We start from the raw sequence: 22999 nt of genomic DNA, 5'->3' as shown, positions 1-22999 counted from the left end.
CCGACCACGTGGTGCGCGGCCTGGAACGGCGCGCCCTGCACCTGCAGGGCGCGCTCGCCGTCGACATGGAGGCCGCCGCCGTGCTGGCGGCCCTCAGCGAGCTGCGGCCCGGCCTGCCCGCGGCCGTGCTGCGGGTCGTCGTCGACACCCCCGAGCGGGAACTGCTCCGCCCGGGGACCCTGCCGGCCGGCGTCCGCGCCTGGCGGACGCTCCGAGCCACGGTGCCCGCCCTGGTCGACTGGCACCTGCGGAACGACCGGGCGGGCCGGGACCGGCCCTCGCCCGCCACCCTCGACCACCCCACATCCTCGACGCTCCCCCAGGAGGCGAGCTAGCCATGGCCATGCCGTTGCGCCAGACCGTGCGGGTCGGCACCTACCTCATGCAGCAGAAGCTCAAGCGACGCGACAAGTTCCCGCTGATCGTCGAACTGGAACCGCTCTTCGCCTGCAACCTGGCCTGCGAGGGGTGCGGCAAGATCCAGCACCCGGCCGGGGTGCTGAAGCAGCGGATGCCGGTCGCCCAGGCGGTCGGCGCGGTCCTGGAGTCGGGCGCCCCGATGGTCTCGATCGCGGGCGGCGAGCCGCTGATGCACCCGCAGATCGACGAGATCGTCCGTCAGCTGGTCGAACGCCGCAAGTACGTGTTCCTCTGCACCAACGCGCTGCTGATGCGCAAGAAGCTGGACAAGTTCACGCCCTCGCCGTACTTCACCTTCACCGTGCACATCGACGGGCTGCGCGAGCGGCACGACGCCTCGGTGGCCAAGGAGGGCACCTTCGACGAGGCGGTGGAGGCGATCAAGGAGGCCAAGCGGCGCGGCTTCCGGGTGACCACCAACTCCACCTTCTTCAACACCGACACCCCGCAGACCATCATCGACGTGCTCGACTACCTCAACGACGACCTCCAGGTCGACGAGATGATGATCTCCCCGGCGTTCGCCTACGAGAAGGCACCCGACCAGGAGCACTTCCTCGGCGTCGAACAGACCCGCGAGCTGTTCCGCAAGACCTTCGCCGGCGGCAACCGGCGGCGCTGGCGCCTCAACCACAGCCCGCTCTTCCTGGACTTCCTGGAGGGCAAGGTCGACTTCGAGTGCACCGCCTGGGGCATCCCCAACTACTCGCTCTTCGGCTGGCAGCGGCCCTGCTACCTGATGGCCGACGGCTATGTGCCGACCTACCGCGAGCTGATCGAGAAGACCGACTGGGACAAGTACGGACGCGGCAAGGACGCCCGCTGCTCCAACTGCATGGCGCACTGCGGCTACGAGCCGACCGCCGTCCTCGCCACCATGGGCTCCCTCAAGGAGTCCCTGCGGGCGATCACCGACACCGTCGGCTCCAACCGGGGCCGCTGACCGCACCCGTCGGCGGACGGCCCACCGGCCGTCCGCCCCGTCCGGCCCGGGCCCGAACCCGGGCCGGACTCCCACCCCGCGAGGCCGCGGCCCGACCGGGGGCACCACCGCACCGCTCCGAGTCGTGAGGTGAAAGCCATGTCACTGCTCTCCAGCGTCACATCCCCGGCGGACCTGAGAGCCCTCCCGGCCGCCGAGCTGCCCCGGCTGGCCGGCGAGATCCGGGAGTTCCTGATCGACGCCGTCACCCGGACCGGCGGCCATCTCGGCCCCAACCTCGGCGTGGTCGAGCTGACCATCGCCCTGCACCGCGCCTTCGACTCCCCGCACGACCGGATCGTCTGGGACACCGGCCACCAGAGCTACGTCCACAAGCTGCTCACCGGCCGGCAGGACTTCTCCGGGCTGCGGACCAAGGGCGGCCTGTCCGGCTACCCCTCACGGGCCGAGTCCGAACACGACCTGGTCGAGAACTCGCACGCCTCCACCGCGCTCTCCTACGCCGACGGCCTGGCCAAGGCCGCCCAGCTGCTCGGCCAGCACGACCGGCACACCGTCGCGGTGATCGGCGACGGCGCGCTCACCGGCGGCCTCGCCTGGGAGGCGCTCAACAACATCGCCGCCGCCAAGGACCGGCCGCTGGTCATCGTCGTCAACGACAACGAGCGCTCGTACGCCCGCACCATCGGCGGCCTCGCCAACCACCTCGCCACCCTGCGCACCACCCAGGGCTACGAGCGCTTCCTCTCCTGGGGCAAGGGCACCCTGCAGCGCACCCCGGTGGTCGGCCAGCCGATCTTCGAGGCGCTGCACGGCGCCAAGAAGGGCTTCAAGGACGCCTTCGCGCCGCAGGGCATGTTCGAGGACCTCGGCCTCAAGTACCTCGGCCCGATCGACGGCCACGACCTCACCGCCCTGGAGTCCGCGCTCGGCAAGGCCCGCGGCTTCGGCGGCCCGGTCATCGTGCACTGCCTCACCGTCAAGGGCCGCGGCTACCGGCCCGCCGAGCAGGACGAGGCGGACCGCTTCCACGCCGTCAACCCGATCGACCCCTACACCTGCCTGCCGATCTCGCCCAGTACCGGCGTCTCCTGGACCTCGGTGTTCGGCGACGAGCTGCTGGCCGTCGGCGCCGAACGCCCGGACGTGGTGGCGATCACCGCCGCCATGCTCCAGCCGGTGGGCCTGGCGAAGTTCGCCAAGGCGTACCCCGAGCGCACCTTCGACGTCGGCATCGCCGAGCAGCACGCCGTCACCAGCGCGGCGGGCCTGGCCACCGGCGGACTGCACCCGGTGGTGGCGGTCTACGCGACCTTCCTCAACCGGGCCTTCGACCAGGTGCTGATGGACGTCGCGCTGCACCGCCTCGGCGTCACCTTCGTCCTGGACCGCTCCGGGGTGACCGGCCCGGACGGCGCCTCGCACAACGGCATGTGGGACATGTCGATCCTCCAGGTCGTCCCCGGGCTGCGGCTCGCCGCCCCGCGCGACGCCGACGAACTGCGCGCCCAGCTGCGCGAGGCGGTGGACGTCGCCGACGCCCCGACCGTGGTGCGCTTCCCCAAGGCGACCATCGGCCCGGCCGTCCCCGCGATCGAGCGGATCGGCGGCGTGGACGTGCTGCTGCGCACCGGGGAGCTGCCGGAGATCCTGCTGGTCACTGTCGGCACCACGGCCGCCGCCGGCCTGGACGCGGCCCGGCTGCTGCTCGCCGAGGGGTTCACCGCGACCGTGGTGGACCCGCGCTGGGTCAAGCCGGTCGACCCGGCCCTGCCGGAGCTCGCCGCCCGGCACCGGCTGGTGGTCACGGTCGAGGACAACGGCCGCGCCGGCGGCGTCGGCGCGGCGATCGCCCAGGCGCTGCGGGACGCCGACGTGGACGTCCCGGTGCGGGTGCTGGGCCTGCCGCAGGAGTTCCTCGGGCACGCCGCGCGCGGGGAGATCCTGGAGGAGACCGGGCTGACCGGTACCGGGGTCGCCGCCCAGACCGCCGCCTTCGCCAAGCACCTGCTGCCGGCCGGTGGACTGCCGGACCGGGAGCTTCCGGCCCGGGACCTCACGGACCGGGACCTTCCGAACCGAGGAGCGAACCAGCGCCATGCCGGCTGACCCCGACGACCGCACCGCTCGGCGTCCCGACCGCACCGCACCGGGATTCGACCTGGCCGCACTGCTCGCCGAGCGGGGCAAGGAGCGGTACGAGCTGCAGAGCCGCTACCTGAACCCGCAACTGGCCCGGATGCTGCACACCATCGGCTTCGACAAGTACTACGAGCGGGCCCGGGGCCAGTACTTCTACGACGCCGAGGGCAACGAGTACCTCGACATGCTGGCCGGCTTCGGCATCTTCGCGCTGGGCCGCCACCACCCGGTGGTCCGCTCGGCCGTCCAGCAGGTGATGGACCTCGACCTGCCGGACCTGGTCCGCTTCGACTGCTCGCCGCTGCCCGGCCTGCTCGCCGAGCGGCTGCTGTCGTACACACCGGGGCTGGACCGGGTGTTCTTCGGCAACAGCGGTACCGAGGCGGTCGAGACGGCGCTGAAGTTCGCCCGGTACGCCACCGGCCGCCGCCGGATCCTGTACGCGGACCACGCCTTCCACGGGCTGACCACCGGCTCCCTGTCGGTGAACGGCGAGAACGGGTTCCGCAAGGGCTTCGACCCGCTGCTGCCGGACACCGCGATCCCGCTCGGCGACCTCGGCGCGCTGGCCAAGGAGCTGAAGCGCGGTGACGTCGCGGCGCTGATCGTCGAGCCGATCCAGGGCAAGGGCGTGCAGGCGCCGCCGCCCGGCTGGCTGCGGGCCGCCCAGGACCTGCTGCACGAGCACAAGGCGCTGCTGATCTGCGACGAGGTGCAGACCGGGATCGGGCGCACCGGCGAGTTCTTCGCCTACCAGGACGAGGACGGCGTGCTGCCGGACCTGGTGTGCGCGGCCAAGGCGCTCTCCGGCGGCTACGTGCCGGTGGGGGCGACGCTCGGCAAGGGCTGGATCTTCGAGAAGGTGTACTCCTCGATGGACCGGGTGCTGGTCCACTCGGCCAGCTTCGGTTCCAACGCGCAGGCGATGGCGGCCGGTCTGGCGACCCTGGAGGTGATCCGGGACGAGCAGGTGGTGGAGAACGCCCGCAAGGTGGGCGACTACTTCCGGGCGAGCCTGACCGCGCTGGTCGACCGCTACGAGCTGCTCGCCGAGGTGCGCGGGCGCGGGCTGATGATCGGGATCGAGTTCGGGCGGCCGAGGTCGCTGAAGCTGCGGACCGGCTGGACGGCCCTGCAGGCGGCCCGCAAGGGGCTGTTCGCCCAGATGGTGGTGGTGCCTCTGCTGCAGCGGCACCGGATCCTCACCCAGGTGTCCGGGGACCATCTGGAGGTGATCAAGCTGATTCCGCCGTTGATCATCACCGAGCGGGACGTGGACCGGTTCGTGGAGGCGTTCACCGAGGTGATGGAGGACGCGCACCGGGGGAGCGGCCTGATGTGGGACTTCGGGCGGACGCTGGTGAAGCAGGCGGTCGGCGGGCGCTGAGTCCGCGCGGAGGCGTTTCGCGGGGTGGGGGCGGGGTGTCCGGGGCCGTCGGGTTGCCCGGTCGCCGGGTTCCCACCCTGCGGGAGGCGGCGGGTCAGAGCTCGGTCCGGCGGCGCCGGAGCACGACGACCAGATCGACGGCGGCGAACAGGGTGAGGAGCCCGCAGGCCACGGCGAAGCCGACGAGGGTGCCCCGGCTCGGCGCACCCGTTTCGGGGGCGTTCGCGGCCCAGACCGCGAACCCCGCCGTGGCCAGGGCGAACAGCGGGGTGAAGGTCAGCGAGAGCAGGTAGCGCAGCTTGAGGTCGCTGCGGGCGGTGGCGGGCTCGGTGCCGCTGCGCCATCGCCGCGGGGTCGTGGCGGGCATCCGCGGTCACCTCCCGGTCCTCGCCGCTCCTCGCCGGTCCTTCCCGGCCCCGGCTCCCGGCCGTACGTCGCACGCGGCCGGCTCGTACAGGCGGTCCTCGTACAGGCGGTCTACGATTCCAGCGTACGTCCGCTGGGCGAGCCGGGGAGGGGCGATGACGGACACGGACGCGGAGGGTTACGCGGGGCTGCGGGTCGAGCGGGCCGAGGAGCTGGCCCGTCGGCACGGGTGGGCCTCGGTGCGGGTGCTGCCGCAGGGCGCGGCGATGACGATGGACTACCGGGAGGGGCGGCTCAACCTCGCGGTGCGCGACGGGGTGGTGGTGCGTAGCTGGGAAGGCTAGGGCGTGTCCGTCCTGTGTCCTTCACGGTCCTTCACTGTCCTCGCCGTCGTTCGCCGTCGTTCGACGGGCGGTGGGCGGTAACCCCACATATGGCCCCGGGGGCATTACCGGAGGCATTCCGAATTCCGTGGCAAAGGCGTTCTCCGATCATTCGAGGACGCTTCAGGACGCTCCGGAGACGTTTTCGGATCGAATGTCCGTATGGTGTTCGTGTGCCTCTTCCCAAATTCAGGCAAAAAAACACGGGGCGGGAGACCGGCCGAGCCGGTTCCCACCCCGTGGTAACCCTGTGTAGGTTCGCGGGCTCAGTCGAGGGGGCCGCCGGCCACGTAGACCACCTGACCGGAGACGAAGCCCGCGCCCTCGCCGGCGAAGAAGGAGATCGTGTTGGCCACGTCCTCCGGCTCGCCCACGCGCCGCACCGGGATCTGGGTGGCCGCGGCGGCCTTGAACTCCTCGAAGCCCATGCCCACCCGGGCCGCGGTGGCGGCCGTCATGTCGGTGGCGATGAAGCCGGGGGCGACCGCGTTGGCGGTGATGCCGAACTTGCCCAGCTCGATGGCCAGGGTCTTGGTGAAGCCCTGCAGACCGGCCTTGGCGGCCGAGTAGTTGGCCTGACCGCGGTTGCCCTGGGCCGAGGAGGAGGAGAGGTTGACGATCCGTCCGAAACCGGCGTCGACCATGTACTTCTGGACCGCCCGGGTCATCAGGAACGCCCCGCGGAGGTGCACGTTCATGACCGTGTCCCAGTCGGATTCGGTCATCTTGAAGATCAGGTTGTCCCGCAGCACGCCCGCGTTGTTCACGAGGACGACGGGGGCGCCGAGCTCGGCGACGATCCGGTCGACCGCGGCCTGCACCTGGGCAGCGTCGGAGACGTCCGCGCCGACCGCGAGGGCCCGGCCGCCCGCCGCGGTGATCCGCTCGACGGTCTCCCGGCCGGCCGACTCCTCCAGGTCGAGCACGGCGACGGCGTAACCGTCGGCGGCCAGGCGGACGGCGGTGGCGGCGCCCAGGCCGCGGGCGGCGCCGGTGACGACGGCGACCCGCGGGGAGGTGGTCTGCTCGGTCATGCTCGGTCTCGTCTCTCTCGGAGGTCCGCGGACGTCGGAGCGAGTCCGCGGATGTCGCTCGGGTGTCGCCCGGGGATCGCCCCGGTGACCGGTCGGACGCGGTTCCGTTCCGGAACGCGGTACTCAGGGAACTCCCAGGAACCGTACGGCGGGCTCTCGGGTTCCACCGGGCCGATCCGGAGGGCGGATCCGCCCGGGTGGCCATACCCTACCGGCGGGTAGGGAGCGCGGCCAGGGCGAAGGCGCAGGTGACCGAGGGTAAGGACCGACCGGTCGGCTTTCTCCTGCGAACGGGTTACCGGCGGGTCGGCGCGGCGAGTAAATATGCCAATGTTGCCGAACCTGCGTCTACTATCCGCCCCTGCCTGCCAGCGAGGGCCTGCCGTTTGTATAGTGTCCGCCAGCAGCCACCGGCTGCACGGCTGGAGCGCCCTCCCTCACAGCGGGACGCCCACTCGCCGTTACTGCCCCACCCGGGTGTCCCACACACACCGGGTGTGACATCGGGACGGATACATGGTGCTGGGGGAGATCCCGACGACCCGCGTGTCCGCGCGACTGCAGCAGTCGCCCGGACACCTCATCCGCGTTGCACAGCAGGTCCACACTCGACTGTGGTCCGAACATGTCGGGGCCGATCTCACGGCCCCGCAGTTCGCGGTCCTGTTGGTTCTCGCCCTCGAACCGGGCGCCGACCAGCGGACCGTGGGTGAGCGTGCCTCGCTCGACAAGGCCACAATGGCCGAGATGGTCGCCCGGCTGGTCCGGCGCGGCCTGGTGCTGCGGCGCCGAGACCCGGCCGACGGCCGGCGCAAGCTGCTCGCTCTCTCGCAGAGCGGCGCCCAGGCTGTCCGCGAGGCCACCGGCGGAGTGGTCCGTGTGCAGCGCACGCTCTTCGAGCCGCTCACCTCGGAGGAGCAGCTGGAGATTGTCCGTGTGATGGCCAAGATAGCCAGACTGGAGCCGGCCCAGGTCGCCGTCCTGACGGACGCGCGACCGATGCTGGACGCCCAGAGGGCGATCGGCTACCTGATCAGGGTGAGCCAGCAGGTGCACACCAAGCTCTGGTCGGAGCACGTCGGTTCGGAGCTGACGGCGCCGCAGTACGCGGTGCTGGACGCGCTCGAGCTGGAGCCGGGCGCCGACCAGCGCACGGTGGGCGAGCTCGCTTCGCTGGACAAGGCCACGATGGCGGAGATGGTCAGCCGGCTGGTCCGGCGCGGCCTGGTCCAGCGTCGCCGCGACCCCTCGGACGGGCGGCGCAACCTGCTGTCGCTCTCGCCGGCGGGTCAGGACCTGCTGCACCGCTCGTCCGCGGGCGTGGCCCAGGTCCAGCGGTTGCTGCTGGCTCCGCTGGAGGAGCACGAGCACGAGGCGGCGCTCGCGCTGATCGCCAAGGCGGCGCGGCTGTAGGCGAACGCCTCGGCCGTCCGGCAAAACGATTCGCCATCCGGTCGCTCCGCGGTCGTCCGTCGCTCACCCGTCGGCCGGCCGTCCTCGACCGTGGGCCGTCGGCCCCGGACCGGTGTCGGTTCGCGGGTCAACACGGCGAAGGCCGCCCTCCCCGATGCGGGAGGGCGGCCTTCGCCGTTGACAGGGGGCCGGTGGCGACACCGGCGGTCCGGTCAGTTCCAGTCGAAGCCCTGCGGGTCCGGGCCGATCCGGGTGCCGGTGGCGACACCGGCGATCGCGGCGAGGTCCTCGGTGTCCAGCTCGAAGCCGGCGACGTCGAGGTTCTCCTTGATCCGCGAGGGGGTGACCGACTTCGGGATCGCGATGATGCCGCTCTGCAGGTGCCAGCGGAGCACCACCTGGGCGACGGTGCGGCCGTGCTTCTCGGCGATCCGGACCAGAGCCGGCTCGCCGAGGAGGTCCTTGCCCTGGCCGAGCGGGCTCCACGCCTCGGTGGCGATGCCGTGCTCGGCGTGGAAGGCGCGCAGCTCCTCCTGCGGGAAGTACGGGTGCAGCTCGACCTGGTTCAGCACCGGGACGAGCGAGGACTCCTCGGCCAACCGGGTGAGCTGCTCGGTGCCGAAGTTGGAGACGCCGACCGACCGGACCCGGCCGTCGGCGCGCAGCTGCTCCAGGGCCTTCCACACATTGGCGTAGCTGCCGTGCATCGGGCGCGGCCAGTGGATCAGGTAGAGGTCGAGGTAGTCCAGGCCGAGCCGCTCCAGGGAGGCGTCGAACTCGCGCAGCACCGCGTCGCGGCCCTGCTCGCCGGACCAGTCGCGGGTGCCGGAGTTCCACAGCTTGGTGGTGATGTAGAGGTCCTCGCGGGCGAGGCCGCCGGACAGCGCGTCGGCGACGGCCTTGCCGGTGCCGGTCTCGTTCTCGTAGATCGCGGCGGTGTCGATGGAGCGGTAGCCCGCCTCGATCGCCGCGCGGACGGCGGCGGTGGCCTCCGCGTCCGGCACCTGCCAGACCCCGAAGCCGAGCTGGGGGATGAGGTTGCCGTCGTTGAGCTCGAGGCTCGGGATGTTGCTCACTGAAGGAGTGCCCTCTCCTGGTCGTCCACGGTTCCTAGGGGGCAACCGGTGGGGGCGCCGGATTTGTTCCCCGGTCCCGGAGAAATTTTCCGACGCGCGCTACCGGCGCTTGCAGCAGCCTACGGGGTGGGCCCGACGGGCGGAAAACCTGTTGCGCAGATCACATTCGGGTTGGCAGTCTCGCTGCCATGACCTCCTGACCGACCCACGGCCGTGACCCTACCGGCCTCCCCTCGCCCTCCGCCCGCGCCGCCTCCAACGGAGTGTCATGCTGCTCAAAACCCTCCCGCTGGCCGACCCCGGCCGCCCGGAACTCTCCTCCCCGCTCGGCTTCCTGCGCTGGCTCCAGCGCGGCCAGCGGCGCGGGCAGGTGCTCGCCACCTGCTGGTCGCTGCTGGAGATGGGCTGCCAGGCGGCCCTGCCGCTGCCGGTCGGCCTCGGCGTCCAGGCCGTCGTCGACGGGGACTCCGGCGCCCTGTGGCGGGCCGGCGCGCTCGCCCTGGCGCTGGCGGCGGTCTCCGCGGTCGGCACCGTCCTGCTGCACCGTCAGGCGGTCTGGAACTGGATCCACGCCGCCTGCCAGGTCCGTCAGCTGGTGGCCCGTCAGGCCTCCCACCTCGGCTCCGGGCTGTCCCGGCGGATCGCCACCGGCGAGATCGTCGCGGTCGGCAGCGGGGACGTCGAGAAGATCGGCTGGTACGTCGAGCTCGTCGCCCGGCTGCGCGGGGCGATCGTGGTCTGGCTGGGGGTGAGCGCCGCGGTGCTGGCCACCGAACCGGTGCTCGGGCTGGCCGTGCTGCTCGGCGTGCCGGTGCTCGCCGCCTCGGTCTGGCCGCTGCTGGGGCCGTTCGAGCGCCGCTACACCGAGCAGCGCGCGCTCGGCGGCAAGGCGACCGAGCTGGCCGCCGACACGGTGGCCGGACTCCGGGTGCTGCGCGGCATCGGCGGCGAGGAGCTCTTCCTCGACCGCTACCGGGCGGCCTCCCAGAAGGTCCGCTCGGCCGCCGTGCGCTCGGCCCGGATCTGGTCCCTGATGCAGGCCCAGCAGGTGCTGCTGCCCGGGCTGTTCGTGGTCGGGATCACCTGGTACGGCGCCCGGCAGGCGGCCGAGGGGCGGATCTCGATCGGCACCCTGGTCGCGGTCTACGGCGCCACGGCCTTCCTGGCCGCGCCGCTGCGGATCCTCGGCGAGGCGGCGCACGCCTGGAGCGTCGCCAGGGTCTCGGCCGGCCGGGCCGTCCGGGTGCTCTCGCTCACCCGGACCGACACGACCGGGACGAGTGGGCTCGCCGATCCGGCGCGCTCCGACCTGTTCGACCCGGTCACCGGGCTGACCGCCCGGGCCGGGGAGCTGACCGCGGTGGTCTGCGGCGACCCGGACTTCGCCGGGGCGCTGGCCGAGCGGCTCGGCGGCCACGTCCCGGTGGCCGAGGACGGGCGGCCGGAGCCCTCGGTCCGGCTCGGCGGCGTCGAGCTGGACACCGTCCCGCTGGCCGAGGCGCGGGCCGCCGTACTGGTGCACGACAAGGAGCCGGTGCTGCTCTCCGGCACCCTGGCGGCGCTGTTCGACATCCCCTCCTCCGGCCGGGTCGACCCCGCCGAGGCGCTCGCCGCCGCCCGCGCGGAGGACGTGCTCGACGCCCTGGTGGACGGCTCGGCGGGCCTGACCGGCCGTGGCGAGGTGATGCGGGCGGAGATCACCGAGCGGGGGCGCTCGCTGTCCGGCGGGCAGCGCCAGCGGCTGGCGCTGGCCCGGGCGCTGCTGGCCGACCCGCCGGTCCTGGTGCTGGACGAGCCGACCAGCGCGGTCGACGCGCACACCGAGTCCCGGATCGCCTCCGGGCTGCGGAAGAACCGCGAGGGGCGCACCACGGTGGTCCTCGCGACCAGCCCGCTGCTGCTCGACCGGGCGGACCGGGTGGTGCTGGTCCGGGACGGCCGGGTGGCCGCGAGCGGTTCGCACCGCGAGCTGATGCGCGGCGAGCCGGCCTACCGGGCGGTGGTGACCCGCGAGGAGGAGCCGGCGCGGGTCGGGCCGGGGGCCGAGGTGCCGGCACCGGTGGGGGAGCGGTCATGAGGCTCCGCCGCCCGCCCGGGGCGCCCGGGGCGTGCCCCGGCGCCGTGCCCAGGTGGAACCGTCCGATCCCGTCCGAGCCGAGGAGTGACGCATGAAGCCCCCCGTCCAGCAGGAGCAGGGGCCGGCCACCACGCTGCCGGTCGGCTCCCCGGCCGCCGTGCGCGGCTACCTCCGGGTGCTGGCCCGGCGCCACCGCGGGGCGTTCTCGGCGGTGGTCGGGCTGCACACGGTGGCCACCGTCGCCGGGCTGGTCGGGCCGTGGGTGCTCGGCACCCTGGTCGAGTCGCTGGCCACCGGTACCGCCGGGTCCACCATCACGGTGGCCGTGGCCTGGTACCTGCTCGCGCTGGCGGTGCAGTCCGCCTTCACCTGGTGGTCGCGGCTGCGCGGCGCCGTGCTCGGCGAGCGGGTGCTGGCCGACCTCCGGGAGGACTTCCTGGTCCGCTCGGTGGCGCTGCCGACCGGTGTGCTGGAGCGGGCCGGGACGGGCGACCTGGTCTCCCGCGGCACCACCGACATCGACCGGCTGGACAAGTCGGTGCGCGAGGCGGTGCCCGAGCTGGCGGTGGCGATCGTCTCGCTGCTGCTGGTCCTCGGCGCGCTGGTGGTCACCTCGCCGCTGCTGGCACTCACCTCGCTGCTCGGCCTGCCGCTGCTGCTGGCCTCCTCCCGCTGGTACTTCCGGCGGGCCCCGCAGTCCTACCGGAACGAGTCGGCCGGGTACGCGGCGGTGAACTCCGTGCTGGCCGAGACGGTGGACGCGGGCCGGACGGTGGAGGCGCTGCGGCTCGGCGACCAGCGGGTCCGGTTGACGGACCGCAAGCTGGCGGAGTGGATCGCCTGGGAGCGGTACACCCTCTGGCTGCGTTCGGCGTGGTTCCCGACCATCGACGCGGTGTACACCCTGGCGGTGCTGGGTCCGCTGGTGCTCGGCGGGCTGTTCGCGCTGCGGGGCTGGATCTCGGTGGGCCAGCTGACCACCGGGGTGCTGTACGCGCAGGCGCTGTTGGCCCCGGTCGACCTGATCCTGCGGTGGTACGACGAGCTGCAGATCGGCCAGGCCTCGCTGGCCCGGCTGGTCGGCGTGCACGAGGTGCCGGTGGCGGAGAACGACGACGAGGTCCGGCCGAGCGGGCGGCGGGTCGAGGCGCGGGACGTGCGCTTCGGCTACCGGGAGGGCGCCGATGTGCTGCACGGCATCAGCCTGGACGTCGCCCCGGGCAGCCGGGTGGCCCTGGTCGGGCCGTCCGGGGCCGGCAAGTCCACGCTGGGCCGGCTGCTGGCCGGGATCTACGCCCCGGGCCGGGGCAGTGTGACCCTCGGCGGGGCGGCGCTGTCCCGGATGCCGGCCGAGCGGGTGCGCTCCGAGGTCGCGCTGGTCAACCAGGAGCACCATGTGTTCGTCGGAACGCTCCGGGACAACCTGCTGCTGGCCGCGCCCGGTGCGGACGACGCCGAGTTGCGCGGAGCCCTGGACGCGGTGGACGCCGGGGAGTGGGTGGACGCGCTGTCGGCCGGTCTCGACACCGAGGTCGGCTCCGGCGGCGCCGCACTGACCCCGCCGCAGGCCCAGCAGCTGGCGCTGGCCCGGCTGGTGCTGGCGGATCCGCACACCCTGGTGCTGGACGAGGCCACCTCGCTGCTGGACCCGCGGGCCGCCCGGCACCTGGAGCGTTCGCTCTCCCGGGTGCTGGAGGGCCGTACGGTGATCGCCATCGCGCACCGGCTGCACACCGCGCACGACGCGGACGTGATCGCGGTGGTCGAGGACGGGCGGATCAGCGAGTACGGCAGCCACCCGGAGCTGGTGGCGGCCGGCGGTCCGTACGCGGCGCTGTGGCGCTCCTGGCGGGACGAGGGGTGAGAGGCCGGGCTGCTGACGCATCATGACCGGGCATGACGGAGCGTGACGGGAGGTGGCCCGGCACGGGGCGGGGTTGCCCCGTGCGGGTTACTCCCGGGCGCGTGGCCGGGCAAACCCTGCCATTCGCCCGCAGACTGCACGGGTGACCAAGATTTCGGACGGCGCCTCCGGCACCAAGCGCAGTGAGATCGGTGGGATCCCCACCCGGTACATCGGGATCGGCGTCATCGTCGTCCTCGCGGTGTGGTTCCTGTTCGCCAACCTCGACAAGGTGCAGATCCAGTTCTGGGTGTTCACCGTGACCGCTCCGCTCTGGATCGCCCTGCTGGGCACCCTGATCGCCGGCGCGGCCCTCGGCTGGCTGCTGAAGGGGCGGCGCGGACGGTGAGCACCGCCGAGCCGCCACCCGGGCCCGGGCCGGCTTCCGGTCCCGGGCCCGGCGGCTTCACCCCGCTGATCGAGATGCGCGGGGTCAACAAGCACTTCGGCGCGCTGCACGTGCTCCAGGACATCGAGCTGACGATCGGCCGCGGCGAGGTCGTGGTGGTGATCGGGCCGTCCGGCTCCGGGAAGTCCACGCTCTGCCGGGCCGTCAACCGGCTGGAGCCGATCGAGTCCGGCACCATCCTGATCGACGGTCAGCCGCTGCCCGAGGAGGGCAAGGGGCTGGCCCGGCTGCGGGCCGAGGTCGGGATGGTCTTCCAGTCCTTCAACCTGTTCGCGCACCGGACCGTGCTGCAGAACGTCTCGCTGGCGCAGATCAAGGTGCGCGGGCGGGCCAGGGCGGAGGCGGACGCCAAGTCCCGGGCGCTGCTGGAGCGGGTCGGGCTGGCCGACCAGGCGGACAAGTACCCGGCCCAGCTCTCCGGGGGCCAGCAGCAGCGGGTGGCGATCGCCCGGGCGCTGGCGATGGACCCGAAGGCGCTGCTCTTCGACGAGCCGACCTCGGCCCTGGACCCCGAGATGATCAACGAGGTGCTGGACGTGATGCGCCGGCTGGCGCACGAGGGCATGACCATGATCGTGGTGACCCACGAGATGGGCTTCGCCCGTTCCGCCGCCAACCGGGTGGTCTTCATGGCGGACGGCCGGATCGTCGAGGACCGCGCGCCGGAGGAGTTCTTCGACGCCCCGCAGAGCGAGCGCGCCCGGGACTTCCTCTCCAAGATCCTGAAGCACTGAGGCCCGGCCCGTGAAGAAGACCTTCGCCCTGCTGGCGGCGGCCCTGCTGCTGGCCGGCTGCGGCAAGCCCGGCACCCCGCCGCCCAAGGGGCCGCAGCCCAGCGCGCTGCCCAGCTACCAGGTGGCGACCGGGAGCCCGGTCACCGGCTCCCCGACCCTGGACGCCGCCCGGGCCCGGGGGCACCTGGTGGTCGGCGCCAAGGAGGACCAGCCCTACCTCGGCCAGAAGAACCCGGCCACCGGCCAGTACTCCGGCTTCGACATCGAGATCGCCAAGATGGTCGGCGCCGACCTGGGCTTCGGCCCGGACCGGATCGAGTTCCGCACCATCGCCTCGGCCAACCGCGAGACCGCGCTGCAGAACGGCCAGGTCGACTACTACGTCGGCACCTACACCATCAACGACAACCGCAAGAAGCTGGTCGGCTTCGCCGGGCCGTACTACCTGGCCGGGCAGTCGCTGCTGGTGCGCAAGAGCAACAAGGACATCAACGGGCCGCAGGACCTGGACGGCAAGAAGGTCTGCTCGGCGGCCGGCTCCACCCCGTACCAGCGGATCCAGAAGCAGTACCCGAAGGCGGAGCTGATCGGCTACGACACCTACTCGGCCTGCGTGGACAACCTGATCACCTCCCAGGTGGACGCCGTCACCACGGACAACACCATCCTCATGGGCTACGCGGCCAAGGTGCCGGACGAGCTCAAGGTGGTCGGCCCGCTGTTCTCCCAGGAGCCGTACGGGATCGGCACGCCCAAGAACGACACCGTGCTGCGCGGGGCGCTCAACGACGCGCTGGCGCACCACGAGGAGAACGGCGACTGGAAGAAGGCGTACGACGCGACCCTCGGCCTGTCCGGGATCCCCGCGCCCGGCCCGCCGCCGATCGACCGGTACTGAGGGAGGGCCGGCTGTGAAGACGCTGACCGACAACTGGTCGACCTACTGGGAGGGCTTCCTCGGGACCCTCTCGCTGTTCCTGGTGAGCGCGGTGCTGGCCCTGGTGCTCGGGGTGCTGATCGCGAGCTTCCGGGTCTCGCCGGTGAAGCCGCTGCGGGTGTTCGGCACCGCCTGGGTGACGCTGCTGCGCAACACCCCGCTCACCCTGCTGTTCTTCATCGTGGTGCTGGGACTGCCGCGCTTCGACATCACCCTGCCGTTCTTCACCTTCGCGGTGCTCGCGCTCGGCTGCTACACCTCGGCCTTCGTCTGCGAGGCGATGCGTGCGGGCGTCAACACCGTGCCGGTCGGCCAGGGCGAGGCGGCGCGCAGCCTGGGCATGAGTTTCGGCCAGACGATGGGGCTGGTGGTCCTGCCGCAGGCGTACCGGTCGGTGGTGGCCCCGATCGGCAGTGTGATGATCGCGCTGGCGAAGAACACGGCGATCGCGGGCTCGTTCAGCGTCACCGAGCTGCTCGGCACCTACCGGACCATCAACGAGCTGGGCTACAGCATCGTCTGGACCTTCGTCTGGATCGCCGTCGGCTACCTGATCATCACCCTGGCCGTCAGCCTCGTGTTCAACCTGCTGGAACGACGAGTGGCGGTCGCGCGATGACGGTGGAATCCTCGGCGCTCTACGACGTCCCGGGCCCGAAGGCGCTCGCCCGGCACCGGCTGTACGGCGGGATCGCGCTGCTGGCGATCGCCGCGCTGCTCGGCTGGATCGTCTACATGCTCTTCCACACCCAGCAGTTCACCGAGTCCAAGTGGATGGCCTTCGAGTACAAGGGCGTCCAGGAGCTGCTGCTGCGCGGGCTCGGCAACACCCTCAAGGCCTTCGGCTGGACGGTGCTGTTCGCGCTGCCGTTCGGCGCGCTGTTCGCCGCCGGGCGGCTCTCCGACCACCGGCCGGTGCGGATGCTGTCCACGCTGGTGGTGGAGTTCTTCCGGGCCATGCCGCTGCTGGTGATGATCTTCTTCATCTTCGTCGCGCTCAAGGTGGCCCCGCTCTGGGCACTGGTGGCGGGACTGGTGCTCTACAACGGCTCGGTGCTGGCCGAGGTGTTCCGGGCCGGGGTGCTGGCGGTGCCCAAGGGGCAGAAGGAGGCGGCCTTCGCGCTCGGCATGCGCAAGACCCAGGTCATGGCGTACGTGCTGGTGCCGCAGGCCAACCGGGCGATGCTGCCGGCGATCATCAGCCAGCTGGTGGTGGCGCTCAAGGACACCTCGCTGGGCTTCCTGATCACCTATGAGGAGTTCCTGCACGCGGGCAAGCTGATCGCGACCAACCTGGACTACGACCTGCCGTTCATCCCGGTGGTGATGGTGATCGCGCCGATCTACATCGGCATGTGCCTGCTGCTCTCCTGGTTCGCGCGCTGGGTCGAGCGGCAGAGCCGGCGCCGGCCGAGCATGCGGGGCGGGGCGCCGGTGGCCAGTGCCGAGGTGGCGATGGGGCTGCCGCCGACCGCTCAGCAGTGACCGCGCGGCCCGGTCTCCGGGGGCGCGAGGGGTGTCCGTTCCCGGAGTGAACCATAGGTGCGAACGGGGGTCGGCTCGATACCTCCAAACTCTGCTTATGATTGCCGGGCAGTGGCACGGCGGCCGGGCGGAGGCACAGTGGAGCCGGTATTCGACTCGCGGCACATCCGGACCTTCCACGAGGTCGTCCGGGCCGGTTCCTACTCGGCGGCGGCCCGCGAACTCGGCTACACCCAGCCCGCCATCACCCAGCAGATGAAGGCCCTGGAACGCAGCGTCGGACTGCCGCTGTTCACCCGGGCCGGGCGCGGGCTGCGGCTCACCGAGGCGGGCGAGGCGCTCTCCCGGCACGCCGAGCAGATCCTCGGCAGTCTCTCCGCCGCCCAGCAGCAGCTGGCCGCACTGGCCCGGCTGCGCGCCGGACGCGTCCGGGTCTGCGCCTTCCCGAGCGCCAACGCCACCCTGATACCCGAGACCATGGCCCGGCTGCTCGCCGAGCACCCGGGCGTCCGGGTCGAACTGCTGGAGGCCGAGCCGCCCGACTCCGTGCAGCGGCTGCTGCGCGGCGAGTGCGACATCGCGCTGGCCTTCCGCTACCCCGGCGCGCCGGCCGAGGTGCCGCCGGAGCTGGACGAGATCCCGCTGATGGAGGACCTGCTCACGGTGCTGCTGCCGGTCGGCCACCCGCTCGGCCGCCGGCACGCCGTCCGGCTCGCCGACCTCGACGGCGAGCGGTGGATCGCCGGCTGCCCGCGCTGCCGGGCCAACCTGCTGCACGTCTGCGCGGAGGAGGGCTTCGCGCCGGACATCGTGTTCTCCACCGACGACAACCTCGCGGTGCAGAGCCTGGTCGCCGCCGGGGTCGGGATCGCGCTGATGCCCGCGCTGGTGCTCTCCTTCATGTGCCACCGCAAGGTCACCGGCCGGGCCGTGGAGCCGCATCTGCGGCGGCAGGTCAGCGCGTACGTGCTCCGCGAGCACCGGCGGATCCCCGCCACCGCCCTGGTGCTCGACCAGCTGCGGCAGGCGGCGGCCGCCCGCGTCGGGTGCTGATCCGGGGGACCGGACGCCGGGCCGGGGCCGACCGGGCCGGGGCCGATCACTCCGAGGCTGATTGATAAGCAATGGTTGGGGGAGGGCGAAAGAACCCTCCTTGGACGTGATAGGTCGCGCGGGGCGACGCTACCGCCATGACAACGTCAGCCACGGTCGGCAGCGGCCGGCTCACCGAGCGTATGAGCGCCCTCGTCGGCGAGATCCGCGCCGTGGTGGACCGCGGCCTGCCGCCGGAACTCACCGCCTACCTGGTCGGCGAGCGCCTCGCCCCGCACCTCGGCGACAGCGAGCTGCTCACCGCCGAGCAGCGCGAGGGCGACCCGGACCGCTACCGCCAGCACGTCCTCCACGCCGAGGAGGACGGCTCCTTCTCGGTCGTCGCGCTGGTCTGGCTCCCCGGTCAGCGGACCCCGATCCACGACCACGTCTCCTGGTGCGTGGCCGGCGTCCACCAGGGCCAGGAGAGCGAGACCCGCTACCGGCTGGTCTCCGACGGACGCACCGCCCACCTGGTGGAGACCGAGCACGTGGTCGGCCCGGCCGGCACCGTCGCCGCGTTCGCCCCGCCCGGCGACATCCACCTGGTCCGCAACGCGTGCGGCTCCACCGCCATCTCCGTCCACGTCTACGGCGCCGACGTCGCCAAGCTCGGCACCAGCATCCGGCGCGTCTACCGGCTGCCCGCCGGGGAACAGCGGTGACCCCCGAATGGCCCTGACCCTCCGGGACCGCCGGGTCCGGCCGGTCCGCACCCGGATCCTGCCCCCGCTCGGCGGCGACGCCCCCGGCCTGCTGCTCGCGGTGCTCGGCGTGGCTGCCGCGATCGCCGTCCACCAGGCCGTCCCCGCCGTCCCCAAGCTCACCGCCGCCGTCGTGCTCGGCATCGCCGCCGCCCACCTGCCCGGGCTGCGACCGGTGGTCCGCGGCGTCGCCCGGCCCGGGCTCTCCACGGCCGGCAAGCGGCTGATGCGGATCGGCATCGTGCTGCTCGGCCTCAAACTCAGCCTGGACGACGTGCTCGGCCTCGGCTGGGCCACCGTCGCCATGGTGCTCACCGTGGTCGGGGCCACCTTCGCCGGCACGCTCTGGCTCGGGCGGCGGCTCGGACTGCCCGGGGACCAGCCGCTGCTGGTCGCCACCGGCTACTCGATCTGCGGCGCCTCGGCGATCGGCGCGGTCAGCCAGGCCGCCGGCAGCGAGGAGGAGGACGTCGCCGCCTCCGTCGCCCTGGTCACCCTCTGCGGAACCCTGGCGATCGCCGTCCTGCCGCTGCTCCAGCAGCCGCTCGGGCTCGACCCCAGCGGCTTCGGACGCTGGGTCGGCGCCAGCGTCCACGACGTCGGGCAGGTGGTCGCCACCGCGCAGACCGGCGGCGCCGGAGCGCTGCGCGAAGCGGTACTGGTCAAACTGATGCGGGTGGTCCTGCTGGCGCCGCTGGTCGCCGGGGTCGCGGTGGCCGTCCGGCGCTCGCACCGGCGGGCCGGCACCGCGCCGACCGCCGGCAAGCGGCCGCCGCTGCTGCCGCTGTTCGTCGCCGGGTTCCTGGCCATGATCGTGCTGCGCACCACCGGGGTACTGCCCGAGCGGGCCCTCGCGTTCGCCGGGGACACCCAGGAGCTGCTGCTCGCGGCCGCCCTGTTCGGGCTCGGCAGCGCCGTCCACCTGCCGACCATGGTCCGCACCGGCGGCCGGATCGCCCTGCTCGGACTCGGCTCCTGGCTGGTGGTGGCCGGGGTGTCGTACGCCGGAGTGCTGATCACCACGTAAATCCGGCGCCCGCCGGGGCCGACTGGGTTATCGTCGGGCGGGTGGTCCGGCCCTCGGAGGCCGACCCGCGTGTCCGTGCCCCCGACTCCGCGGAGGAAACCGCCGCATGTACAGCGCACTGCCCGAACGGGACGGCACCGCCGCCGTCGTCACGCTGGACCGGCGCGAGGGTCCGTTCGGGGAAGTGGCGCTACGTCGGCGCGGGCAGGACTACGAGATCATCGCCAACGGCTGCTTCCTGATGGACACCGCCGACGGGCGCTCCGAGCGGCTGCTGATCGGGGTGGCGCTGGAGGAGCTGGACCGGACCGGGCCGGTGGCGCGGCCGTCCCTGCTGATCGGCGGGCTCGGGGTGGGGTTCTCGCTGGCGCACGCGGCGGCCGAGCCGCGCTGGGGCCGGATCGCGGTGGTGGAGCGCGAGAGCGCGATCATCGACTGGCACCGCACCGGACCGCTGGCCGCGTTCTCGGCCGGGGCGCTGGAGGACGAGCGGGTCGAGGTGCTGCACACCGACCTGCTGGAGTACCTGGCCGGGGCCGACGGCGCCCGCTACGACGCGCTGTGCCTGGACATCGACAACGGACCGGACTGGACCGTCACCGACGGCAACGCCGGGCTGTACGGCGCGGACGGACTCGCGGTGCTGCGCCACCGGCTGGAGCCGGGCGGGGTGCTGGCGGTCTGGAGCGCCCAGCCGTCGCCGGCCTTCGAGGAGGAGCTGCGGACGGCCGGCTTCTCCGACGTGCTGACCCACGAGATCGAGGTCGCCCGGGGCGTGCCCGACGTCGTGCACCTGGCCCGCCGCGCGCGCTGAGCGGGTTCGACCGCTCGCCGCTCTCCCGCACTTGGCAAAGTCTGCACTTTGCCAAGTGCGGGAGGCGGTCGGCGGGGCGGGCCGGGGTGTGACGGTCGGGGCTACTTCAGGCCGTTGTCCACTGCGGCCATCAGCTCGCCGTTCGGCGTGTCACCGTCGAAGGCCCAGATCATCGCGCCGGCCAGCCCCTGGGACTTGATCCAGGCGGTCTTGCGGGCGATCTCGGTCGGGTCGTCGTAGGAGTAGAACACCGAGCCGTTGTAGATGTAGGCGTATCCGGCGACCGGGTCCCGGTAGATGGTGTAACCACCGCCGGTGGCCATCTGCTTGAGCTTCTTGTAGTCCTCGAAGCCGGCCTCGTAGGTGCCCGGGCCGGGGCCCGTCGCGGTCTGGAAGAGGCCGTTGGTGGTGCCGCGCGGGACGCCCGTCCAGCCTCGGCCGTAGAACGGGATGCCCAGCGTGAGCTTGCTCTTCGGGGCGCCGCCGGAGACGTACGCGCCGATCGCGACCTCGGAGCTGAACTGCCGGGCCGGCGGGTTCGGGTCGCCCGCCGCGACCTTGATCGCGGACTGCTGGTTGGTGACCATCTCCCAGCCGCCGTGGTAGTCGTAGCCCTGGATGGTGGCGAAGTCGAAGGCGCCGAACAGGCCGGGGATGTCGATGCCGGCGGTGACCTTCGCCGGGTCGGCCGGGAGGAAGGCGCTCAGCGTGTAGTGCTTGCCCGTGGTGGCGCCGAGGGCGTCCAGCTGGCGGCGGAACTCCTGGGCCAGCAGGGTGTAGTTGGCCTTGTCGGCGGGCCGGAAGATGTTCCCGGTGTGCCCGTCGGAGTTCGGCCACTCCCAGTCGAGGTCGATGCCCTCGAAGATGCCCGCCGCGCTGCCCGCGCCGCCGCGGCCGTCGATCACCGGCAGGTTGCCCTTGATGTACATGTCGATGCAGGAGCTGACCAGCGCCTTGCGGGAGGCGTCGGTGGCCGCCGCGTCGGAGAACCACTTGCTGTACGACCAACCGCCCAGCGAGATCTGGATCTTGAGGTTGGGGTACTTGGCCTTGAGCTGCTTCAGCTGGTTGAAGTTGCCGGCCAGCTTCTGGTCCCAGGTGTCGGTGGTCCCGGCCACCGAGCTGCCCGCGTCCCAGCCCTTGCCGAAGTCGGCCCAGGCGTCACCGGCGCCGTCGCCCGCGTTCGGGTCGTTGTCCGGACCGGCCGCCTTGTTGGTGATGAAGCACTGCTTGGTGCTCGGGTGGATGTTGGCGAAGGCGTAGTTGAGCGTGGTGAGCCGGCCGGCCGAGCCCGAGGTGTCGAGCTGCTTCACGCTGTAGCCGCGGGCGTAGATGCTCCACTGGGTGAAGTAGCCGATCTTCATCGCGGCCGGGTTGCTGCCGCCGGGCTTGGTCTTTCCGGTCACCGGGCCGGAGGCGGGCGAGACATTGCCGGCCGCGTCGCGGGCCTTGACGGTGAAGGTGTACGAGGTGTCCGGAGCCAGGTTGCCGACGGTCGCGGCGGGGGACGTCACGGTGACGGCCAGCGCGGTGCCGTTGTACACGTCGTAGGCCGTGACGCCGACGTTGTCGGTGCTCGGGGTCCAGCTCAGCGAGACGGAGTTGGCGTCCGAGCCGGTCACGGCGGGGGTGCCCGGCGTGCTGGGCGCCTGGTGGTCCTCGACCGGGGGGCTGGTGGTGGCGCTCACCGGGCCGGCCGCCGCGGAGCGGTTGCCCGCCGCGTCGAAGGCCTGGACGGTGAACTGGTAGGCGGTGCCGGCGGTCAGGCCCTGCACGGTGATGCCGGTGGTGGCGCCGTCGGCGGTGGCCACCTTGGTGCCGCCCTGGAAGACGTCGTAGCCGGTGACGGCCACGTTGTCGGTGCTGGCGGTCCAGGACAGGTCGACCGAGGTCTGGGTGACGGTGCCGGCCGTGAGGTTGCCGGGGACGGTCGGCGCGGTCTGGTCGCCGCCGCTGCCGTCGCACGGCTGGCCGTTGATCTTGCAGTTCTTCAGCGGCTGGTAGCTGCCGGAGTAGGCGATGTTGAAGCCGACGTTGTAGGTGCCGCCGGCCGGCAGGGTCGCGGCCCAGCCGGGGTTCTTCACCGTGACGTGGGAGGCCGAGGTGGTGTAGCTGGCGTTCCAGAGGCCCGCCACGGTGTTGCCGGTCGGGAGGTCGAACTCCAGCGTCCAGCCGTTGACCGGGGCGGTGGAGCCGTTGGTGATGGTGTAACTGCCCTCGTAGCCGGTGCTCCAGTCGCTGCCCTTGGCGAAGGCCGCGGTGACGGACCCGGCGGCGGCCCCGGCGGCCGGGGCGGCGGCGCGTTCGGCCGCGGCGCTGGCCATGGTGGCGGGAAGGGCTGCGGCGAGGACCGGGACGAGCAGGGTCCCGGCTGCCAGTAGCGGCAGGCTGATCCGACGTCTGCGCATGGATGTGGCTCCTGTCCTGGGGCCCCGGGGCAGGCCCGGACGCCCCGTTACCCGTGGGGAGGTGTCAGGTGCGTGGAGCGGTGTGCTCCGGGCCATGGGGGCGGCGCGGAACCGGTCCTCGGGCCGTCGGGGTGCCGCGGAGGATCCTGTGCCGAGGGTAGGGAGCGGATCGGCAACTGGCAATAGGTCTGTACCAGTTGGTGGTCGTGGGCATGACGGACGGCGCGCGCACCCGTCCGTCCCGC

20 protein-coding genes and 1 pseudogene are annotated in these 22999 nt (G+C 72.5%); 17 read left to right on the top strand and 4 right to left on the bottom strand.

The window, feature by feature from the left end; translation table 11 throughout:
- From BI06_RS42030 to BI06_RS42015, 4 genes and pseudogenes are all read left to right on the top strand, one after another.
- Positions 1–335, top strand: a pseudogene (locus tag BI06_RS42030) (hypothetical protein); the annotation flags it as partial.
- A 2-nt stretch (positions 336–337) separates the two neighbouring features.
- Positions 338–1363 (top strand): adenosyl-hopene transferase HpnH, encoded by a 1026-nt coding sequence (gene hpnH / locus BI06_RS42025; RefSeq protein ID WP_030392177.1) that lies wholly within the window; start codon positions 338–340, stop codon positions 1361–1363.
- Positions 1364–1501: 138 nt separating this feature from the next.
- Positions 1502–3472 carry a 1-deoxy-D-xylulose-5-phosphate synthase gene (gene dxs / locus BI06_RS42020; protein ID WP_082559071.1) on the top strand — a complete coding sequence of 657 codons (1971 nt, stop codon included), beginning with the start codon at positions 1502–1504 and terminating at the stop codon, positions 3470–3472.
- Entirely contained in the window at positions 3462–4892 is a 1431-nt protein-coding gene (locus BI06_RS42015) for an aspartate aminotransferase family protein (RefSeq protein WP_030392179.1), read from the top strand. The genes dxs and BI06_RS42015 overlap by 11 nt, the downstream gene beginning before the upstream one ends.
- Positions 4893–4986: 94 nt before the next feature.
- Here the strand turns inward: BI06_RS42015 and BI06_RS42010 are convergent, their stop codons facing one another.
- Positions 4987–5259 (bottom strand): DUF6343 family protein, encoded by a 273-nt coding sequence (locus tag BI06_RS42010; RefSeq protein WP_030392180.1) that lies wholly within the window; start codon positions 5257–5259, stop codon positions 4987–4989.
- A gap of 154 nt (positions 5260–5413) precedes the next feature.
- Here BI06_RS42010 and BI06_RS42005 point away from each other — a divergent pair, with 154 nt between their 5' ends.
- Positions 5414–5602: an I78 family peptidase inhibitor gene (locus tag BI06_RS42005; protein ID WP_030392181.1), complete on the top strand. Its 189-nt coding sequence runs from the start codon at positions 5414–5416 to the stop codon at positions 5600–5602.
- A 305-nt stretch (positions 5603–5907) separates the two neighbouring features.
- Here the strand turns inward: BI06_RS42005 and fabG are convergent, their stop codons facing one another.
- Positions 5908–6675 carry a 3-oxoacyl-ACP reductase FabG gene (fabG, locus tag BI06_RS42000; protein ID WP_030392182.1) on the bottom strand — a complete coding sequence of 256 codons (768 nt, stop codon included), beginning with the start codon at positions 6673–6675 and terminating at the stop codon, positions 5908–5910.
- A 516-nt stretch (positions 6676–7191) separates the two neighbouring features.
- Between fabG and BI06_RS54445 the strand changes: the two genes are divergently transcribed.
- The gene (locus tag BI06_RS54445) at positions 7192–8088 is read left to right on the top strand and encodes a MarR family winged helix-turn-helix transcriptional regulator (protein WP_051742929.1); all 897 of its coding nucleotides are present in this window, start codon (positions 7192–7194) and stop codon (positions 8086–8088) included.
- Between the two features lie 212 nt (positions 8089–8300).
- Here the strand turns inward: BI06_RS54445 and BI06_RS41990 are convergent, their stop codons facing one another.
- Entirely contained in the window at positions 8301–9164 is an 864-nt protein-coding gene (locus tag BI06_RS41990) for an aldo/keto reductase (protein WP_030392184.1), read from the bottom strand.
- A gap of 268 nt (positions 9165–9432) precedes the next feature.
- Here BI06_RS41990 and BI06_RS41985 point away from each other — a divergent pair, with 268 nt between their 5' ends.
- From BI06_RS41985 to BI06_RS41935, 11 genes are all read left to right on the top strand, one after another.
- Positions 9433–11241, top strand: a complete 1809-nt coding sequence (locus tag BI06_RS41985) for an ABC transporter ATP-binding protein (protein WP_051742928.1) — start codon at positions 9433–9435, stop codon at positions 11239–11241.
- Between the two features lie 91 nt (positions 11242–11332).
- The gene (locus tag BI06_RS41980) at positions 11333–13105 is read left to right on the top strand and encodes an ABC transporter ATP-binding protein (RefSeq protein ID WP_043477380.1); all 1773 of its coding nucleotides are present in this window, start codon (positions 11333–11335) and stop codon (positions 13103–13105) included.
- Between the two features lie 142 nt (positions 13106–13247).
- Positions 13248–13493: a lipopolysaccharide assembly protein LapA domain-containing protein gene (locus BI06_RS41975; RefSeq protein ID WP_030392187.1), complete on the top strand. Its 246-nt coding sequence runs from the start codon at positions 13248–13250 to the stop codon at positions 13491–13493.
- 74 nt (positions 13494–13567) lie between these two features.
- Entirely contained in the window at positions 13568–14287 is a 720-nt protein-coding gene (locus tag BI06_RS41970; RefSeq protein ID WP_043477617.1) for an amino acid ABC transporter ATP-binding protein, read from the top strand.
- 10 nt (positions 14288–14297) lie between these two features.
- The gene (locus BI06_RS41965) at positions 14298–15185 is read left to right on the top strand and encodes a glutamate ABC transporter substrate-binding protein (RefSeq protein ID WP_043477377.1); all 888 of its coding nucleotides are present in this window, start codon (positions 14298–14300) and stop codon (positions 15183–15185) included.
- A 13-nt stretch (positions 15186–15198) separates the two neighbouring features.
- Entirely contained in the window at positions 15199–15843 is a 645-nt protein-coding gene (locus BI06_RS41960; protein ID WP_043477374.1) for an amino acid ABC transporter permease, read from the top strand.
- On the top strand, positions 15840–16709 hold the full coding sequence (locus BI06_RS41955) for an amino acid ABC transporter permease (RefSeq protein ID WP_043477371.1): 870 nt from the start codon (positions 15840–15842) through the stop codon (positions 16707–16709). The genes BI06_RS41960 and BI06_RS41955 overlap by 4 nt, the downstream gene beginning before the upstream one ends.
- Before the next feature lie 138 nt (positions 16710–16847).
- Complete coding sequence (locus BI06_RS41950; RefSeq protein ID WP_045943776.1) at positions 16848–17762, top strand: LysR family transcriptional regulator; 915 nt, start codon at positions 16848–16850, stop codon at positions 17760–17762.
- Between the two features lie 137 nt (positions 17763–17899).
- Positions 17900–18466 (top strand): cysteine dioxygenase family protein, encoded by a 567-nt coding sequence (locus BI06_RS41945; protein ID WP_030392193.1) that lies wholly within the window; start codon positions 17900–17902, stop codon positions 18464–18466.
- 7 nt (positions 18467–18473) lie between these two features.
- Positions 18474–19532 (top strand): YeiH family protein, encoded by a 1059-nt coding sequence (locus BI06_RS41940; protein ID WP_082559070.1) that lies wholly within the window; start codon positions 18474–18476, stop codon positions 19530–19532.
- Between the two features lie 106 nt (positions 19533–19638).
- Positions 19639–20346, top strand: a complete 708-nt coding sequence (locus tag BI06_RS41935; protein ID WP_043477368.1) for a hypothetical protein — start codon at positions 19639–19641, stop codon at positions 20344–20346.
- Positions 20347–20447: 101 nt separating this feature from the next.
- Here the strand turns inward: BI06_RS41935 and BI06_RS41930 are convergent, their stop codons facing one another.
- Positions 20448–22754, bottom strand: coding sequence for a glycoside hydrolase family 18 chitinase (locus tag BI06_RS41930; RefSeq protein ID WP_043477365.1), 2307 nt, complete (start codon positions 22752–22754; stop codon positions 20448–20450).
- Positions 22755–22999 lie beyond the last annotated feature (245 nt).

This window comes from Kitasatospora sp. MBT66 (assembly GCF_000710405.2).
Lineage (GTDB): Bacteria > Actinomycetota > Actinomycetes > Streptomycetales > Streptomycetaceae > Kitasatospora > Kitasatospora purpeofusca.
This window is presented reverse-complemented; position numbering and strand designations above follow the sequence as displayed.

Bases quoted from the DNA above. Each gene is read 5' to 3' on its own strand.
- BI06_RS41955 (WP_043477371.1), top strand. From the start codon at position 15,840: ATGACGGTGGAATCCTCGGCGCTCTACGACGTCCCGGGCCCGAAGGCG.
- dxs (WP_082559071.1), top strand. From the start codon at position 1,502: ATGTCACTGCTCTCCAGCGTCACATCCCCGGCGGACCTGAGAGCCCTC.
- BI06_RS41940 (WP_082559070.1), top strand. From the start codon at position 18,474: ATGGCCCTGACCCTCCGGGACCGCCGGGTCCGGCCGGTCCGCACCCGG.
- BI06_RS42015 (WP_030392179.1), top strand. From the start codon at position 3,462: ATGCCGGCTGACCCCGACGACCGCACCGCTCGGCGTCCCGACCGCACC.
- BI06_RS42010 (WP_030392180.1), bottom strand. From the start codon at position 5,259: ATGCCCGCCACGACCCCGCGGCGATGGCGCAGCGGCACCGAGCCCGCC.
- BI06_RS41935 (WP_043477368.1), top strand. From the start codon at position 19,639: ATGTACAGCGCACTGCCCGAACGGGACGGCACCGCCGCCGTCGTCACG.
- BI06_RS54445 (WP_051742929.1), top strand. From the start codon at position 7,192: ATGGTGCTGGGGGAGATCCCGACGACCCGCGTGTCCGCGCGACTGCAG.
- BI06_RS41980 (WP_043477380.1), top strand. From the start codon at position 11,333: ATGAAGCCCCCCGTCCAGCAGGAGCAGGGGCCGGCCACCACGCTGCCG.
- BI06_RS41985 (WP_051742928.1), top strand. From the start codon at position 9,433: ATGCTGCTCAAAACCCTCCCGCTGGCCGACCCCGGCCGCCCGGAACTC.
- fabG (WP_030392182.1), bottom strand. From the start codon at position 6,675: ATGACCGAGCAGACCACCTCCCCGCGGGTCGCCGTCGTCACCGGCGCC.
- BI06_RS42005 (WP_030392181.1), top strand. From the start codon at position 5,414: ATGACGGACACGGACGCGGAGGGTTACGCGGGGCTGCGGGTCGAGCGG.
- hpnH (WP_030392177.1), top strand. From the start codon at position 338: ATGGCCATGCCGTTGCGCCAGACCGTGCGGGTCGGCACCTACCTCATG.
- BI06_RS41945 (WP_030392193.1), top strand. From the start codon at position 17,900: ATGACAACGTCAGCCACGGTCGGCAGCGGCCGGCTCACCGAGCGTATG.
- BI06_RS41970 (WP_043477617.1), top strand. From the start codon at position 13,568: ATGCGCGGGGTCAACAAGCACTTCGGCGCGCTGCACGTGCTCCAGGAC.
- BI06_RS41930 (WP_043477365.1), bottom strand. From the start codon at position 22,754: ATGCGCAGACGTCGGATCAGCCTGCCGCTACTGGCAGCCGGGACCCTG.